Consider the following 16,159-nt stretch of genomic DNA (forward strand, 5'->3'; position numbering starts at 1 on the left):
GCGGGCAAAGCTGCGTGAAAAAGCCTTCGGTGTTGTTGAAGTTAAACATCCCGTCACCCTAACCACTACCCCATTGGGTACAGAATTTCTTTCGTAACCTTGTGCACCGCCGACATCACTTCCTTGCTCAGCTTCAGGTCAATCGCCGCGAAAATCTCGTCGAGTTGATCTTCGCGGCTGACGCCCACGATGGTCGAGGCCACAAAGTCATTCTGTTTCGACCAAGCCGTCGCTAGGGTGATGGGCGACATGCCCGCCTCTTTCGCAATGGCGACAATCCGCGCCGTTGATTCCAGCGCCCTTGGTCCGGCAAAACGCTGCGCCATGTCGAACTGGCGTTCCCCTTGCATTTCCAGATAGCGCGAGAAGCGGGCACCTTCCGGGCGCTGGTTGTCGAGATATTTGCCCGAAAGCACGCCGCCACCCAAGGGGGAATAGGGCAGCAACGACACGCCTTCCTGACGGCAGACCTGCTTCAGTTCATCTTCGAACCGGCGGTTGTTGATCGAATAATTATTCTGGATCGTATGGTAGCGCGCCGTGCCCAGCCGCTCCGAGGTCGCAAGCGACTTCATCAGGCCATAGCTGGTTTCATTCGAGCAGCCCAGCACGCGCACTTTTCCGGCGCGCACCAGTTCATCCAGCGTTTCCATGGTCTCGTCATAAGCGGTGTCATGGTCGGGCCAATGGGTTTGGTAGAGGTCGATATAGTCGGTCTGCAACCGGCGCAGGCTGTCTTCGACCGCGACGGTAATATTATGCCGGTCCAGCGCCGTCATGCCGCCGCGCTTGGGGGATTTGAACCACACATGGCTTGGGCCGGACACCTTCGTCGCCATGATGATCGCGTCGCGGTTCTTGCCCTTCATCCAGCGCCCGACAATTTCCTCGGTCCGGCCGACCCATTTGGTGTCGGGCGGAACAGGATAGCCCTCTGCCGTGTCGAAGAAGTTGATTCCGGCATCGAGGCATTTGTCCAATATGCGATGCGCCTCTGCCTCTTCGGTTTGCGATCCGAAGGTCATTGTTCCCATGCAGATGTCGGAAACAACAACAGCGCTTTTGCCCAGACGGCGATGTTCCATATTACTCTCCTAAAATGTCCCTGCTGCCCCGACGACCAGAAAGGCCAGGGCTGCCAGCAGCCCCGCCATCCGGTTGGACCGGAAATGGCCAAGCGCATTGCTGCCATCACGTTTGAGCGAGAAAAGCTGAAGCATCAAGTGAATAGCAACGGGCACCAGCGCGACGAGCGCCTGCTTTTCGGGGCGGATGCTCCAGATCGCCATGCCCCAGCCTGCAATCGCCAACGCATAGAAGACCGCCACGCCGCTGCGGATGTAACCGCCCAACCGCAAAGCGCTCGACTTGATGCCAACGAGCGCGTCATCTTCGCGGTCCTGCATGGCATAGATGGTGTCGTAGCCGATGACCCAGAAAATGGTGCCCGCATAGAGCCACAGCATCGTCGCATCGATCTGGCCAGTAATCGCGACCCATCCGACCGGCGCGCCCCAACTGAACACCAGTCCGAGCCAGAGTTGCGGCCACCATGTGATACGTTTCATGAAGGGATAGGCCGCAACGAGCCCAAGGCTGGCCAGGGAAACCAGTTGCGCCTCCCACCGCAGTTGCATGAGCACGGCGAGACCGACGAGGCAAAGGGTGAGCAGCCACGCCCACGCCGCCTTCACATTGACCGCGCCGCTTGGCAAAGGCCGCAGCGCGGTGCGCGCGACCTGCGCGTCGAGGTCGCGGTCGACGATGTCGTTATACACGCACCCGGCGCCGCGCATCGCAATGGCGCCGAGCAGCATCCACAGCGCCAGATCCCACTGCGCAATCAGTCCGCCCGACAGCGCCAGTCCATAAACGCAAGGCCAATAGAGCAGCCACCAGCCAATCGGCCGGTCAAAACGGGCAAGTAACGCAAAGGCGCGGAGCCTTGGAGGCAACAGGCCCATGAAGCCGCTATATTCACTGTCCGGAACCGTTTGAATCGCCATGGCACCGCTCTGCACAAAAATCCGCCCGTCGTCACGCCGAACTTGTTCCAAAAGCAGGATGACGCGCGGTCTATTTGGGGTTAGGGAACCGTCATGCCCGCAACCCCCGCCTGGCCCCCGAAATCCACTCCGCGCCTGTTTGTCGAACAGCCGCTGGCCGAGGGGCAGGATGTCGCCGTGTCCGGTGGCGCGGCGCATTATCTGATCGGGGTCATGCGGCTGAAAGTGGACGCGCCCGTTGTCCTGTTCGATGATCAAACCGGCGAATATCTCGCCTATGTGGCGAGCGCGGGGAAGCGCGACCTGACGCTGCATGTGGCGCAACGCTTGCGCCCGCGCGAGGCTGTGCCGGATGTCTGGCTGTGTCAGGCGCTGGTCAAAAAGGACCGGTTTGACTGGATCGCGGAGAAAGCCTGTGAATTGGGCGCGGCGCGTTTTGTGCCCTTGCTGACGGCTCGCTGCGTCGTGGACAAGGTCAAGGAGGACAGGCTGCGCGCGCATATGATCGAAGCGGCCGAACAGTGCGAGCGGACGGCCTTACCGGAGATTGCGCCGCTGGCAAAACTCGACGCCCTGCTGCGCGAATGGCCGGCGGAACGCGCGCTCTATTTCTGTGACGAACGCGGGGGCGTGCCGTTCGGATCGGCTATCAAAGCCGGACCAGCCGCGCTGCTGATCGGGCCGGAAGGTGGCTTTACCGATGCGGAGAACAGCGCAATCCGCGCGCATCCGGCGGCGGTGGCCGTCTCGCTTGGCCCGCGGATATTGCGCGCCGATACGGCGGCGGTGGCGGCGCTATCGGTCTGGATGGCGGCGCAGGGCGACTGGGCCTAGTTCAGGCGCCCGACAAAGGAGATCGAAAAGCTGGATGGCCCCGTGGCGTTGGCGCCCTGCATCGTCCCCGTCGGCGCGTAACGGAACGCGCGGATGGCGGCGTTATAGCCACTGCCCAACGGCGCCGTAAAAGGCGCGCTTCCCGTGTTGGAATAGGTCACCATCGTGCCCTGGTTAAACGCATTGAGATTGCTGGGCCTTGCGCCTTCGGTAAAGGTGAAGGGCGTCGAGGCGTCGAGTGTGAAATTCGGCGGAAATGCATCGACGATGACGATGCTGTTGGCATCGACCGACAAATTGCCGGTATTCTGCACCGTGATGGTATAGCGCACAATCGCGCCGGGAATAGATTTGGGATTGGCCGCGCTGACGCCATCGGACAGCACCGTCGATGTCTTTGACACCACCAAAGTCGCATTACCCGCCAGCCGCGTGTTGGTTACGACGCAACTGATAACATCACCCAAGACCGGCGTGATATTCCCCGGCACGGTCGTAGGGAAAGTCGTCGTGACCCCGTTGGTCGCGTTCGTGCAGGCGAGAGTGGACGTATATTGCGACAGGCTGCCCGGGCCGGACATGATTTCATCCAAGGTGTAGGCGGTCCCCGGCGTGACCTGCACCAAGCCGGTATTTCCGCCGGTCACCGTGGTGCCAGTGCCGGTCGTTGTAGCCGACGCCACAACGGTCGATGCCTGGTTGATCCGCACGGTAAACTGGTCGGTATTAAATCGCCGTCCCCCTGCGCCGAGTGCCTTGCTGATCCGGATATGCGGAAAGGCAGCGTTGTTGAACACGCAAATCACCGCATCCCCGAACTGCAACGCGCCAAAATTGTAGCTGGTGGTCAGCAGGTTGGTGGGCAACGGCGTGGTCGAGCTGGTTGTGGTATTCGTACAGGTCAGCCGGCTTTCATATTTTGCCAGCGTACTAACGCTGCCTGCGGCCATGGCCTCGGACAAGGTCAACGGTATGCCGGACGCCAGCGAAAGCGGCGTGGCGGAAAATGGTCCATTTCCGGTCCCGGTCGTGGTGCCGGATGCCAGCGTCGTTCCCGACGATGTTGCGGACACGCGAAAGGTGAACTGGTCCGCCGCGTTGACGCGTGCGCCGGTGATCGTCTTGCGCAGACGGATCGAGGCGAAGCGCACCGCGAACATCGCGCCTTGCAAGCCACCCGCCTGCATATTGGTGGTGACTGTGGTCGGGCTGTTTGACCCGACAATATAGCCCCCGACCGTGCCCGGCACGCCCGTTTCGGTGAATGTCGACGTACCGGTTCCGGTGATCGTCGGATAGTTATTGCCGCTGATCGGGTTGACCTGATCCAGGATCTGCCACCCCGTACCGTTGGTGACGAATTGCAAGTTCTCGCCATCATTGGTGGATTCCGCATCCGCGGCCACAAAAGAGTAAGCAGTCACCGCAGGCGCACCCGGCGGTGGCGTGATCGTTATCCCTGAAAAGGTGATCGATTTACTGCCCGCCGCCGAAGTATAGAGCACGGGCCGGCCGGGAATACCGAGAAAGGCTGTGTTGCCGACGGCGGCCCCGGTCCAGGATGGCGCAGCGATCGAGTTGAACGCAGCCGCGGTCGTCGGTGTCACCTTCAGGTTGAACGACAGCGTCGATCCATCATTCAGGTTGAACGAGAAATTCTGACCCGCCGCAGAGCGCGCGGTCGCATCATTATAGGTCGAAAAATCCAGCCAGCAGTAAGTTTCCCACCCCTGCGGCGCGGTGCCTTGCGACGCAGCGGGCGCACAGCTCTGCGCTTGGGCGGATGTCGATCCGAAGCCCATCAAAAGGACGAACAAAGTCGCCAACAGTAGCCGAAGCCTTTGGGTCAAAAGTCTTTGCAATGGAGGTCCTGGTCGTAACACTCGCGACCATATGTAGCGGGCTAAGGTTAACGACCCGTAATTGTGTTAACTTTTGCCGCAAAATGACCAGATTTTACAAATTGGATGTGGGGACTTCTGCCGTTCTTTATTATTAATTAAGTCCTATGCTTTAGCCGTTCCGTTGGATGTGGGGACCGGAGCGAAAATGAAAATGGGATCGCTTCCTGTTTGGAATGCAACCTTGTTGCGCGCGGTCAGTGCCATTGTGGTGCTGCTGATGATGGCGTGCGGCCTACCCGCATCGGCTGTCGCGCAGACGGTAACCCAATATACGAATACGACCACCGGAAATATCGTCGACTCGACCAATTGCGCGACCACAGTGACGCGAACATTCACAGTAGGAACAAGTTTCCTCGTCGCCGACGTCAACCTCGGCGTTTTGCTGAGCCATACCTACCGATCCGATTTGCGTATCACGCTGACCTCGCCGCTGGGAACCAGTGTCCAGATCATGACCAATGTCGGTGGCGCGGCGGACAATTTGAATGTCCTGTTTGACGACGAAGCGGCTGCGGCGATTTCATCCCATAGTGTGGACGATACGACAGGAACAGTTCCCCCTTATTTGCGCACATTCCGGCCGACGGCGGTAATGACCGCATTTGACGGACAAAATGCGCAAGGCGCATGGACCATGGTCATTTGCGATTCCGTATCGATAGATGTCGGCACATTCACCCGTGCCGACCTCTATTTGACGAGCGCCCCCGCCAGCTATGCCGATCTTTCGCTCACCAAGACCGTCAGCAACGCCAACCCGGCGAGCGGCGGCGCGATTTCCTATACTTTGGCCGTCACCAACGCCGCGGGTTCGACGTCCACGGCTTCGGGCGTGACGGTGTTGGATATCCTGCCCGCCGGGGTTTCCTTTGTCAGCGCCTCCGGCTTTGGCAGCTATGACAGCGCCACCGGAGTCTGGACTGTCGGCAGCATCCCTGCAGGAACCACCCGGACGTTGACGATAAACGTAACCGTGACGGCAGGGCTTGGAACCACTATCCAGAATGATGCCGAAATCAGCGCATCGTCCGTAGCGGATCTGGATTCGACGCCGAACAACGCATCCGTAAATGAAGATGATGACGCGGCTGTCAGCTTTACTACGACTGGCACCCGTACCGCCGGTACGCCGCCGACGCTGGTCTGCCCAAATGGCACGACCCTGCTGGACTGGAACGCGCAAAGCTGGACCAGCGGCAGTTCGACCGGGACCGCGACTGTGGCCAATATCGGCACCATCGGTTTCAATGTGACCACGCAAGGCACGTTCACCATCCCGTTGCAACTCAACGCGACGATCACGGGCGGATTACCGGGCCAGAACTCGCTGTACCAGAATGTCGAATATACCACGCGCACGCAAACGACGACGACCGTTGTCACCTTGCCGACCGCGGTGCCCGGCACACAGTTTACGATCTTTGATGTCGACTATGCACCCAATGACTTTGCCGACAAGATGACCATCACGGGCAGTTACAATGGTTCGTCGGTTACTCCGACGCTGACCAATGGCATCACCAACTATGTCTTCGGCAATGTCGCCATCGGCGATGTCACCGCGTCAGACACCACCAGCCAGGGCACGGTCGTTGCAACCTTCGCATCGCCCGTCGATACGATCACGATCGTCTACGGCAACCACACGACAGCCCCCGCCGATCCCGACGGGCAAGCCATTGCCATCAACGACTTCACCTTCTGCAATCCGCAAACCACGCTCAGCGTCACCAAGCTGAGCACCGTAGTGAGCGACGGTGTCAGCGGCAGCAATCCCAAGTCCGTTCCCGGTGCCATTGTCCGCTATTGCGTGCTCGTGTCCAATTCGGGCAGCGCCACCAGCAGCAATGTCGTTGCCACCGACAGCATTCCGGCCAATCTGACGTTCGTTCCGGGCAGCATGCTCTCCGGTACATCCTGCGCGGCAGCGACCACGGCAGAGGATGACAATAATAGCGGCGGCGATGAAACCGACCCGTTCGGTATGGATTTTGCCGGGAATGTCGTGACCGGCCGGGCCGCATCGCTCGGTCCAGCGGCCAGCTTCGCCATGGTTTTCAATGCAACGGTAAATTAGGCGCGCGAAAAACTCCAAAAACAGGGGTGAATTTTGTGCGGGAGATGATAATCTATAACTATGGTTATAGATTTGACCCGTCGCACATTATCCGGATGGCTGACCAAGGCCGTGATTTGCGCTGCCATGTTGCTGTGTACGATCACCCCTGGTTTTGCGCAGACCGCGATCAATTATACCAACACAATTGATGCCGCCATTTCGGAAACCCTGTCCCCCTGCGCAAACCCGTTAAATCGTATTTTCAACGTTCCGGAGACGTATACGATAGCCGACGTCAACATCGGGGTTCTGCTTGGCCACACACGGCGGAACAATTTGATCATAACGCTGACGTCCCCTGCCGGCACCAGCGTCACCTTGTTCCGAAATACCGGGGGATCACGCAGTAATCTCAATGTGCTGTTCGACAGTGCAATTCCGACCTCCGTGAACACGCATACCGCTGCGAACGATACGGCAGTCGCGACAACGATAGCACCCCCCTATCAGCGCAGCTTTGCACCGGTGCAAAGTTTAAACGTGTTTAACGGCCAGAATGCGAACGGGCCGTGGACATTGAGCATTTGTGATAATGCGACGGGAAATGCCGGAACATTTTTCCATTCCACCTTGTCGATCATTCCGCTCCGCGCCACGCTCAGTGTAACGAAGATAAGTGTTGCGCAATTTGACTCTGTAAGCGCCACGAACCCGAAGTCCGTGCCCGGTGCACGCGTCCGCTATTGCATTACCATTTCCAATAATGGCCCGGGTCTGGCGACGACGATCGCAGGCACCGACATCATCCCCCCCAACACAAGCTATGTCCCGAATTCATTACGCTCGGGCAACGACTGCGCGAGCACGTTAACTGCGGAAGATGATGACGCCGTGGGTGCCGACGAATCCGATCCGATGGGTGCATCGGTATCGGGATCGGTACTCTCCCTCTCGGCCCCGACAATGGCGAACGCCGCCAGCTTTGCCCTTGCCTTTCTTGTCACGGTCAACTGACGCAATGAAATTGCTGGCAATACAGCCGCGACATTTCTAAACCCCCGCCATGAGCACAAAAACAGTTTCGAATCGCAACGAACCCGTCATCGAAAGCCGCGACCAACTCGTTGCAGCGATCGCCAAGGGAGAGAAACCTAAGGACCGGTGGCGCATCGGGACCGAGCATGAGAAATTCGTTTATTGCCGCAAGAATTTCAACGCCCCCTCCTATGACGAACCCGGCGGAATTCGCGACCTGTTGATGGCGCTAACTGAATTTGGTTGGGCGCCTGTGATGGAAGGCGACAATGTCATCGCGATGAGCGGCCCTGACGGTACAGTCAGTCTGGAACCTGCGGGCCAGTTGGAACTGTCCGGCGCGCCGCTTGAAAATCTGCACCAGACCTGCGCCGAAACGGGGCGGCATCTGAAACAGGTGAAAGCCATTGGCGAAAAGACTGGCAAGGGCTTTCTGGGTCTAGGCCTGTGGCCCGACAAGACCCGTGAAGAGCTGCCCATCATGCCCAAGGGCCGCTATGAAATCATGCTGCGCCATATGCCGCGCGTCGGCAGCATGGGTCTCGACATGATGCTGCGCACCTGCACCATCCAGGTCAATCTCGATTTTTCGAGCGAAGCCGACATGGCGCACAAATTCCGTACCTCTTTGGCGCTCCAGCCGCTGGCAACCGCGTTGTTCGCCAACTCACCCTTTCTGGAAGGAAAACCGAACGGTTTCCTGAGCTATCGCAGCCATATCTGGTCGGACACCGATCCACACCGCACCGGCATGTTACCCTTCGTGTTTGACGACAATTTCGGCTATGAACGTTATGTCGATTATATGCTGAATGTGCCGATGTATTTCGTCTATCGCGACGGTAAATATATCGATGCCGCGGGCCTCGATTTCAAAGATTTCCTGAAGGGTGAATTGTCGGTTCTGCCGGGTGAAAAGCCCACCGTCACCGATTGGGAAGACCATATGTCGACCGCCTTTCCCGAGGTCCGGTTGAAAAGCTTCCTCGAAATGCGCGGGGCCGATGGCGGCCCGTGGAACCGCATCTGCGCCCTGCCCGCCTTTTGGGTCGGATTGCTCTACGATCAGGGCGCGTTGGATGCAGCCTGGGACGAGGTCAAGCATTGGACGATGGAAGAGCGCGAGGCGCTGCGCTCGGCCGTGCCTGCGCAAGGGCTCAACGCTGCGCTCCCCGGTGGCGGGAAGCTGCTCGACCTTGCAGGGCGCATCCTCGACATTTCCTCGGCAGGCCTGACAGCGCGCGATTGCCTGAACAGCAGCGGCGACAATGAAACCGGTTTCCTTGATCCGCTGCGCGAAATCGTGGCGTCGGGGAAGACGATGTCGGAACAATTGCTCGACAAATATCATGGCGAATGGGGCGGCGATGTGCGCCGTGTCTATGACGAAATGAGCTTCTGACCAGCAGTGCAAATCGGCCACAGTAGTGGCAAAAATTGTCGCAAAACTGCAATGTGAGGTTGACCCTTTAAACGGGAAGAATGATGGCGCGATTAACGGTGCCGGAAGTGCACCGATTCTTCTTCGATCCATTGACTTTCAGGGAGTCTCCCATGCGTTCTATCCATTCTACAATCGTATCCGGCGTCGCCATCGCCATTGCCTCCACCAGCCTGTTCGTCGCGCCTGCCGCCGCGCAAGACGCTGCTGCTGCCGAAGATGAAGGCCTGACCGAAATCGTCGTGACCGCGCAGCGTCGCGAAGAAAATCTGCAGGACATTCCCTTGTCCGTCGACGTTGTTTCGGGCGAAAAGCTTGATGCGATCAACGCAGGCGGCGGCGACATCCGCGCCTTTGCCGGCCGCGTCCCCAGCTTGAACATCGAAAGCTCGTTCGGCCGCACCTTCCCGCGCTTTTACATCCGCGGTCTCGGCAACACCGACTTCGACCTCAACGCATCGCAGCCCGTCAGCATCGTCTATGACGATGTCGTTCTGGAAAACCCGATCCTGAAAGGCTTCCCCGTATTCGACGTCGATCGCGTCGAAGTCTTGCGCGGACCGCAAGGTACTCTCTTCGGCCGCAACACCCCTGCCGGTATTGTGAAGTTCGACAGCGTGCGTCCTGACAAGGAAGGCGCCAACTATCTGAAGGCATCTTTCGGCCGGTTCAACACCGCCGGTATCGAAACCGGAATTGGCGGCAAGGTCACCGACAGCCTGTCGATCCGTGGTTCGCTCTCTTGGCAGCGCCGCAGCGACTGGGTCGACAATATCGACAATTTCAACAATGGCAGCGATCTGGAAGGCTATGCCGACCTCGCCGCCCGTCTGCAGGTACAATATGCGCCCGCCGACAATGTGAAGCTGCGCGTTACGGGCCAGTATCGCGATTTTGACGGCACCGCCCGCGTCTTCCGCGCCAACCTGTTCGCACCGGGCACCAACAATCTGGTCGGTCTGGGCGGCGTCAACACCCCGTTCCGCCGGGATCAGGTGCGCGCCGATGGCCTGAACTTCCAGAAACTGAAACTGTACAGCGTCGCCAGCAACTTCGAATATGATTTCGGCCCTGCGACCCTGACCTCGGTCACCTCGTGGTGGAGCGGCAAATATACCAGCCGTGGCGATATTGACGGCGGTGTGCCTGCTGGCCCGGGTTTCATCCCCTTCTCCGCCAACTCGCAGGACGATGTTCCCGATCTCGACCAGTTCACGCAAGAACTGCGCATTTCCTCGAACAATGACGAAGGCCTGAAATATCAGGCAGGCGTGTTCTACTTCGACGAAAGCCTCGCCATTGCGTCGTTCAACTACGATACGCCCACCGGCACCCGCCCCAGCGTAACCGCGCTGCAGCAGCAGGATTCCAAGGCTTGGGGCGTGTTCGGGTCGCTGACCTATCCGGTAACCGAGCAGCTCTCGCTGACCGCTGGTCTGCGTTACAATGACGACAAGCGTCGTCTGGACGTTGGTCGCGGCGGCTTCTTCGGCGCCATCGGCAATGGCTTTGCCAAGGTTCAGGACAACAACCTGACCTGGGATGTCAGCGCCACCTACGAAGCGTCGGACGCCGTGAACGTCTATGCCCGCGTGGCCAAGGGCTATCGCGCGCCATCAATCCAGGGCCGTGCGCTGTTCGTCTTCACCACGGTTCAGGACGCGATCAGCACCGCCGATTCCGAAACGATCATGTCGTACGAAGCCGGTATCAAGACGCAGTTCTCCAACCGCCTGCGCTTCAACCTGTCGGCGTTCAAATATGATTTGAACAATGCGCAGTTGACCGCCGTCGGTGGTGCCAGCAACGCAGCCCGCCTGATCAACGTCGACAATGTCGCTGGCTATGGCTTCGAAGCCGAGCTGGAGGCACGCCCTGTCGACAATCTCAGTCTGACCGCAGGGATCAGCTATAACAATGCCGAAATCGACGACGCCAACGCGTTCATCACCGGCTGCGGCGGCGGTTGCACCGTGACCGACCCGGTCCGTCCCGGCAGCCCCGGCATCTTCTCGATCGACGGCAACCAATTGCCGCAGGCACCGAAATGGTCGATCAACTGGACCGCAGGCTATGGCGTGCCGGTTGCGGGCGGCGAAATCTATGCCTTCACCGATTGGGCGTACCGGTCGAACGTCAACTTCTTCCTCTACACCTCGGCAGAGTTTAATGACGACCATATGCTCGAAGGCGGCCTGCGCCTCGGCTACCGCACCGACCGTTTCGATATTGCCGGCTATGTCCGCAACATCACCAACGACGCGTCGGCCGTGGGCGGCATCGACTTCAACAACCTGACCGGTTTCGTCAACGAACCGCGGATCTACGGTCTGGAAGCATCGATCAAGTTCTGATTAGGGGTTGGGGACAGTCCCTGATGGGACTGTCCCCGACACATAGGCCGCAAGCCCCACATTGATACTTGCCCCGCCACGCCAACAGCGTTAAGGGCGCATCTCTTCGCGGAAACGTGAAGTGCAGGAGTTTAGCTCAGTTGGTAGAGCATCGGTCTCCAAAACCGAGGGTCGTGGGTTCGAGTCCCCCAACTCCTGCCATTTTTCAATGGTTTTGCTGGTTTTAAGGCTCGGGCTGCAATAGCTCACCTTCCGTGGATCATGCCCAGCACCTCGCCATTGGCGGCGGATATCCTGATTTCAAACACGCCCCCTTTAAGATTAGGATCGTCGGGAAAACTGCCTTTTACGATCCAAATCGTGCCTGCTTTCGAAACCAATAATGGTTTTTGCTCGTCAATGGTTTGCTGGCCATAATATTCCACACCATATATCCCGGCGATTTTAGCGGCCATCTCGGGCGTCCGCACATAGCCACCCGCGGGTTTATATGTTTCCACCATTTCCTTCGATGGTTCGCTTTCCGCCCCGTCATACCGGTAATCGGCAGGTGCCTGGCAGGAGGATAATATGACCAAGGGGATGATGCATCTAATCGAGACCATAAGTCTGCTCCTCCGCCAACCAGGCTCGTGTTGACTGACAGCTTATCAGTCGGCTTTCGGTCACATAGCTCCGCTCAATGCCCCTTCGCACCCGCGACCTTGTGATGCACCCAGACAATGATCGCACCCAACGCCAGGCCGAACACGCCGCAGAGCGCCGCGTCGACAAACCACGCCAGCGCGCCTTCGTGCAGGCCGACATATTCGGCGGGGTGAATGTGGAAACCGTGGATGATGATCTGGCCGCCGACCCACAGCATCGCCGCAGTGCCGATGGTCGACAGTGCCGTCAGAAGCTTCGGCATCCCGCGCACCATGGCGCGGCCGATGGCGCGGGTGGCGCCGAGCTTGCGTTGCGCCATGTTCAAGCCAATGTCATCCATCTTAACGATCAGCCCGACCACACCATAAACCGCAATCGTAATGGCAACGGCCACCACGGCCAATGTCGCTGCCTCCAGCCAGACCGAGGTTTCGGCAAGCTGCTTCACTTCATTCAGGGCAATCGCCATGATTTCCGCAGACAGGATGAAGTCGGTGCGCACCGCGCCCTTGACCATCACCTCCTCATGCTCCGCGCTTGTCAGTTCGGCGACCTCTTCCGCCAAGGTCTCTTCCTCATGCGGGCTGAGCTTTTCGATAACTTTCTCCGCCCCCTCAAAACACAGATAGGCCCCGCCCAGCATCAACAAGGGCGTAATCGCCCATGGCAGGAACAGGCTGAGCACCAGCGCCACCGGCAGGATGATCACAATCTTGTTGAACAGCGACCCCTTGGCGATGCGCCAGATGATCGGCAATTCGCGGTCGGGGGTGAAGCCGGTCACATATTGCGGCGTCACGGCGGTATCGTCGATCACAACACCCGCGGCCTTGCTGCTTGCCTTACCAGCGGCGGCGGCGACATCGTCTACCGACGCGGCGGCGACTTTGGTGATGGTGGCAATATCGTCGAGTAAGGCGGCGAGACCGGATGGCATGGGCGAGAGATTCCTGTTGCAAAGACCATGTTGGAAATAGCCCAGAGGGGCGGTGCGTCAAGGCATTACGGTGGCGGAGGGGGCTTCAGAAATTCCGCCCGAACGAAACCAGATCGCTGTCCGGATCACCATCACCGCTAATCATGCCACGCAACATCTGACCGGCCATCATCGAAAAGGTGATGCCATTGCCGCCATAGCCCATTGCCGCAAAGCAGTTGGGCATCTTGGGAATGGGACCAATCGTGGGCGTGCCTGTCTCTGAATCGCCGAAACTGCCGCTCCAGCTATAGGCGGGCGTGGGGTCGATCATCGGCAGCAGCTTGGCCAGTTTTTCCGTCAACCTGGCCGTCTTTGCCTCGTTCAGGGCATCGCGTTCATCGGCATCGGCAATTTCCGCATCTTCGCCGCCGCATATGACATGCCCTTTGGGCGTCGTGCGGATGTAGAGATAGGGGTCCGCCGCTTCCCAGATGATACAGCCTGTCGGCCATATTTTGCGCGGCTGCGCCTTGGTCGCAATGACCCAGGTGGAAATGATCTTGTTTCCCTTGCGCGGAATGCCTTTCAGCATTTCATATCCGGTCGCAATGACCAGCGATGCGCACTGGATTTCCACGCCGTCCGCGGTCTGGACGACCACACCCGCTTTTGATGACTCGATATCCGTCACCTCGACCGGCGCGTACAATTTGGCTCCCTTGGCTATCGCGCTTTTCAGATAGCCAGCCGCCAGCAAGCGCGGGTCCGCCATATAGTTGTCGCGCCCGACAATGGCGGATCGCCCCTTGATCCCGTAATTTTCCAAAACCTCGGCGGGCTTGAGAAAGCTGACCTCGAAACCGGCGCGCCGCCTGGCATCGGCTTCGCGCGCCAAACCTTCGGCGTTGAGGACATTGCCCGACAAATAGAGCGAATCGCGCGTTGCCTGCTGGGCCTTTATGCCCAGCGCGCGTGTTCGTTCGCGCAACGCATCCACCGCCAGCCGTGACCGGCGCCACAACCGTTCGGCACGGTCCAGCCCGATGCGGTCGGACAGGTGCGACAAGGGCGTATCAATTTCATATTGCAGCAGGGCGGTGGACGCCGACGTGGAACCGCGCACGGGTCCGCGACGGTCGACAATGACGGTCTTCAATCCCGCATCGCTCAGCGATTCTGCGATAATCGAACCGGAAATACCCGCGCCCACCACCAGAACGTCGCAACTGACCTTTCGCGTCAATTGCTGGGTAGGAATGGACGGAAGACGCTGGTCGAGCCACAGCGGACGACCCGTCCGTAAATCGCGTTGAATGGTTGCTGACATAAATATCCCCTTTGCGCGATACTGAACACCGCAGAAGGGCATGGGTTCCGCCTGCTCCAGCGCGATGTTTGCGTGGGCATGGGGGTGCCTAATGCTACTTGCCTCCGCGCGAATCTCTGGCTAAAGGCCTAGTCTTTCCGAAATCGGAACCTATATCGCTCTCGACCCCGCAGGTCGGAGCGCTGGCGGCTACCCTCGGAAGTGAAACAGGAAGAAGTGATATGGCAAAAACAAGCCCCGGTGAGTTCATCCGTCAGGTACGGACCGAAATCGGCAAGGTAGTATGGCCCACGCGGCAGGAAACCGTGCAGACCGCTATCATGGTGCTGATCATGACGATCATACTTGCCTTCTTCTTCCTGGGCGTCGACGCGGTTTTTGCCGCGATTGTGAAGGGGCTGCTGTCGCTGGCCCAAGGCTAAGCGCGGCAAGAGAAAAGAATAGAAGATATGGCACGCTGGTACATCATTCACGCTTATTCGGGTTTTGAAAACAAGGTCCGTGACCAGATACTCGCCGAAGCGGAGCGCATTGGCCTCTCGCAACTGGTCGAAGCCGTCGAGGTTCCGACCGAACAGGTCACCGAAGTGCGCCGTGGCAAGAAGATCAAGGCGGAACGCAAGTTCTTCCCTGGCTATGTGCTCGCCAAGCTGAACATGAATGACGATGTCTATCACCTTGTGAAGAACACGCCAAAGGTCACCGGTTTCCTCGGTGCGGGCAACAAGCCGCAGCCGATCAGCGAAGCCGAAGCCGCACGCATTCTGAACACGAAGCAGGAACTGGAAGCTGCGCCCAAGAAGCGCGTTTCGGTCGATTACGAAATCGGCGATCAGGTCAAGGTATTGGGCGGCCCGTTCGCAAGCTTCAACGGTCTGGTCGAAGAACTCGACTTCGACAAGAACCGCGTCAAGGTATCGGTATCGATCTTCGGCCGCGCAACACCGGTCGAGCTGGACTTCGAAGAAGTCGAATTGATGAAGTAACAGACGCGGGGAACCATTACCCTGAAACAAGTTCAGGGTGACGAGTTTGTTGATTTAAGCGTCGTGTTAGACTATGCGCGCTCCTTCCTTGATGAGAATCAGGGAAAAACCGTGCGGGAGGCTTTCTTCGGAATCGCCGTTTGACCGCTTAATTTGATCCGCCAATGCGCGCGCGCAAAGGCGGAGAAAGAATGAAAGGAGGCCACTCATGGCCAAGAAGATTGACGGCTATATCGGCCTGCAGGTTCCTGCAGGTTCTGCCACCCCCTCCCCGCCGATCGGCCCTGCATTGGGTCAGCGCGGCGTGAACATCATGGAATTCTGCAAGCAGTTCAATGCCGCCACCGGCGACATGGAAAAGGGCACGCCGATTCCAACCAAGATCACCGTTTTCGCGGACAAGAGCTTCACCTTCGTAATGAAGTCGCCGCCAGCAACCTATCTGATCAAGAAGGTTCTCGGCCTGAAGTCCGGTTCGAAAGAACCCGGCAAGGTTTCGGCAGGAAAGATCACCCGCAAGCAGCTTGAAGAAGTCGCCACGTTGAAAATGGCTGACCTCAACGCGAACGACATGGACGCGGCTGTAAAAATCATCGCAGGCTCGGCTACCGCCATGGGCCTCGAAATCGTGGAGGGCTGAACC

At 58.7% G+C, this 16,159-nt stretch carries 14 protein-coding genes and 1 tRNA gene; 9 read left to right on the plus strand and 6 right to left on the minus strand.

The annotated features are described in order from the left end of the window. Positions 1-65: 65 nt before the first annotated feature. Both EUU25_RS09485 and ubiA read right to left on the minus strand, forming a co-directional pair. Entirely contained in the window at positions 66-1,085 is a 1,020-nt protein-coding gene (locus EUU25_RS09485; protein ID WP_158900425.1) for an aldo/keto reductase, read from the minus strand. A gap of 9 nt (positions 1,086-1,094) precedes the next feature. Further along, positions 1,095-2,006, minus strand: a complete 912-nt coding sequence (gene ubiA, locus EUU25_RS09490; protein ID WP_158900427.1) for a 4-hydroxybenzoate octaprenyltransferase — start codon at positions 2,004-2,006, stop codon at positions 1,095-1,097. A 93-nt stretch (positions 2,007-2,099) separates the two neighbouring features. Between ubiA and EUU25_RS09495 the strand changes: the two genes are divergently transcribed. Next, positions 2,100-2,840, plus strand: a complete 741-nt coding sequence (locus tag EUU25_RS09495; RefSeq protein ID WP_158900429.1) for a 16S rRNA (uracil(1498)-N(3))-methyltransferase — start codon at positions 2,100-2,102, stop codon at positions 2,838-2,840. Here the strand turns inward: EUU25_RS09495 and EUU25_RS09500 are convergent. Beyond that, positions 2,837-4,666 (minus strand): CshA/CshB family fibrillar adhesin-related protein, encoded by a 1,830-nt coding sequence (locus tag EUU25_RS09500; RefSeq protein ID WP_158900431.1) that lies wholly within the window; start codon positions 4,664-4,666, stop codon positions 2,837-2,839. The genes EUU25_RS09495 and EUU25_RS09500 overlap by 4 nt on opposite strands. A gap of 223 nt (positions 4,667-4,889) precedes the next feature. On the opposite strand from EUU25_RS09500, the gene EUU25_RS09505 reads away from it, so the two are divergent. The 5 genes from EUU25_RS09505 to EUU25_RS09525 all read left to right on the plus strand — a co-directional run bounded on the left by EUU25_RS09505 (position 4,890) and on the right by EUU25_RS09525 (position 11,837). After that, complete coding sequence (locus EUU25_RS09505; RefSeq protein ID WP_246162638.1) at positions 4,890-6,824, plus strand: proprotein convertase P-domain-containing protein; 1,935 nt, start codon at positions 4,890-4,892, stop codon at positions 6,822-6,824. 72 nt (positions 6,825-6,896) lie between these two features. Further along, on the plus strand, positions 6,897-7,820 hold the full coding sequence (locus EUU25_RS09510; RefSeq protein ID WP_158900433.1) for a proprotein convertase P-domain-containing protein: 924 nt from the start codon (positions 6,897-6,899) through the stop codon (positions 7,818-7,820). Between the two features lie 49 nt (positions 7,821-7,869). Continuing rightward, positions 7,870-9,243, plus strand: coding sequence for a glutamate--cysteine ligase (locus tag EUU25_RS09515; protein ID WP_158900435.1), 1,374 nt, complete (start codon positions 7,870-7,872; stop codon positions 9,241-9,243). Between the two features lie 152 nt (positions 9,244-9,395). After that, on the plus strand, positions 9,396-11,636 hold the full coding sequence (locus tag EUU25_RS09520; protein ID WP_158900437.1) for a TonB-dependent receptor: 2,241 nt from the start codon (positions 9,396-9,398) through the stop codon (positions 11,634-11,636). 125 nt (positions 11,637-11,761) lie between these two features. Continuing rightward, positions 11,762-11,837 (plus strand) — tRNA-Trp (locus EUU25_RS09525). 44 nt (positions 11,838-11,881) lie between these two features. Here the strand turns inward: EUU25_RS09525 and EUU25_RS09530 are convergent. From EUU25_RS09530 to EUU25_RS09540, 3 genes are all read right to left on the minus strand, one after another. Continuing rightward, positions 11,882-12,241, minus strand: coding sequence for an NTF2 fold immunity protein (locus tag EUU25_RS09530; RefSeq protein ID WP_158900439.1), 360 nt, complete (start codon positions 12,239-12,241; stop codon positions 11,882-11,884). 74 nt (positions 12,242-12,315) lie between these two features. Beyond that, a complete protein-coding gene (locus EUU25_RS09535) occupies positions 12,316-13,221 on the minus strand; it encodes a DUF808 domain-containing protein (protein ID WP_158900441.1) in 906 nt (301 codons plus the stop codon). A gap of 85 nt (positions 13,222-13,306) precedes the next feature. Then, the gene (locus EUU25_RS09540) at positions 13,307-14,530 is read right to left on the minus strand and encodes an NAD(P)/FAD-dependent oxidoreductase (protein WP_158900443.1); all 1,224 of its coding nucleotides are present in this window, start codon (positions 14,528-14,530) and stop codon (positions 13,307-13,309) included. 221 nt (positions 14,531-14,751) lie between these two features. Here EUU25_RS09540 and secE point away from each other — a divergent pair, with 221 nt between their 5' ends. The 3 genes from secE (at position 14,752) to rplK (ending at position 16,156) form a co-directional block, all read left to right on the plus strand. Then, positions 14,752-14,952, plus strand: coding sequence for a preprotein translocase subunit SecE (gene secE, locus EUU25_RS09545; protein ID WP_158900445.1), 201 nt, complete (start codon positions 14,752-14,754; stop codon positions 14,950-14,952). Positions 14,953-14,979: 27 nt separating this feature from the next. Beyond that, positions 14,980-15,516 (plus strand): transcription termination/antitermination protein NusG, encoded by a 537-nt coding sequence (gene nusG, locus EUU25_RS09550; protein WP_143774815.1) that lies wholly within the window; start codon positions 14,980-14,982, stop codon positions 15,514-15,516. A gap of 208 nt (positions 15,517-15,724) precedes the next feature. Next, entirely contained in the window at positions 15,725-16,156 is a 432-nt protein-coding gene (rplK, locus tag EUU25_RS09555) for a 50S ribosomal protein L11 (protein ID WP_158900447.1), read from the plus strand. Positions 16,157-16,159: the final 3 nt, after the last annotated feature.

Origin of the sequence: Sphingorhabdus lacus (assembly GCF_009768975.1) — a bacterium.
In the GTDB taxonomy this organism is placed as follows: domain Bacteria; phylum Pseudomonadota; class Alphaproteobacteria; order Sphingomonadales; family Sphingomonadaceae; genus Sphingorhabdus_B; species Sphingorhabdus_B lacus.

Excerpts from the sequence above, each read along its gene's own strand:
- secE (WP_158900445.1), top strand. The coding sequence starts at position 14,752 with ATGGCAAAAACAAGCCCCGGTGAGTTCATCCGTCAGGTACGGACCGAA.
- ubiA (WP_158900427.1), bottom strand. The coding sequence starts at position 2,006 with ATGGCGATTCAAACGGTTCCGGACAGTGAATATAGCGGCTTCATGGGC.
- EUU25_RS09535 (WP_158900441.1), bottom strand. The coding sequence starts at position 13,221 with ATGCCATCCGGTCTCGCCGCCTTACTCGACGATATTGCCACCATCACC.
- EUU25_RS09540 (WP_158900443.1), bottom strand. The coding sequence starts at position 14,530 with ATGTCAGCAACCATTCAACGCGATTTACGGACGGGTCGTCCGCTGTGG.
- EUU25_RS09530 (WP_158900439.1), bottom strand. The coding sequence starts at position 12,241 with ATGGTCTCGATTAGATGCATCATCCCCTTGGTCATATTATCCTCCTGC.
- EUU25_RS09515 (WP_158900435.1), top strand. The coding sequence starts at position 7,870 with ATGAGCACAAAAACAGTTTCGAATCGCAACGAACCCGTCATCGAAAGC.
- EUU25_RS09505 (WP_246162638.1), top strand. The coding sequence starts at position 4,890 with ATGAAAATGGGATCGCTTCCTGTTTGGAATGCAACCTTGTTGCGCGCG.
- EUU25_RS09520 (WP_158900437.1), top strand. The coding sequence starts at position 9,396 with ATGCGTTCTATCCATTCTACAATCGTATCCGGCGTCGCCATCGCCATT.
- rplK (WP_158900447.1), top strand. The coding sequence starts at position 15,725 with ATGGCCAAGAAGATTGACGGCTATATCGGCCTGCAGGTTCCTGCAGGT.
- nusG (WP_143774815.1), top strand. The coding sequence starts at position 14,980 with ATGGCACGCTGGTACATCATTCACGCTTATTCGGGTTTTGAAAACAAG.
- EUU25_RS09495 (WP_158900429.1), top strand. The coding sequence starts at position 2,100 with ATGCCCGCAACCCCCGCCTGGCCCCCGAAATCCACTCCGCGCCTGTTT.
- EUU25_RS09485 (WP_158900425.1), bottom strand. The coding sequence starts at position 1,085 with ATGGAACATCGCCGTCTGGGCAAAAGCGCTGTTGTTGTTTCCGACATC.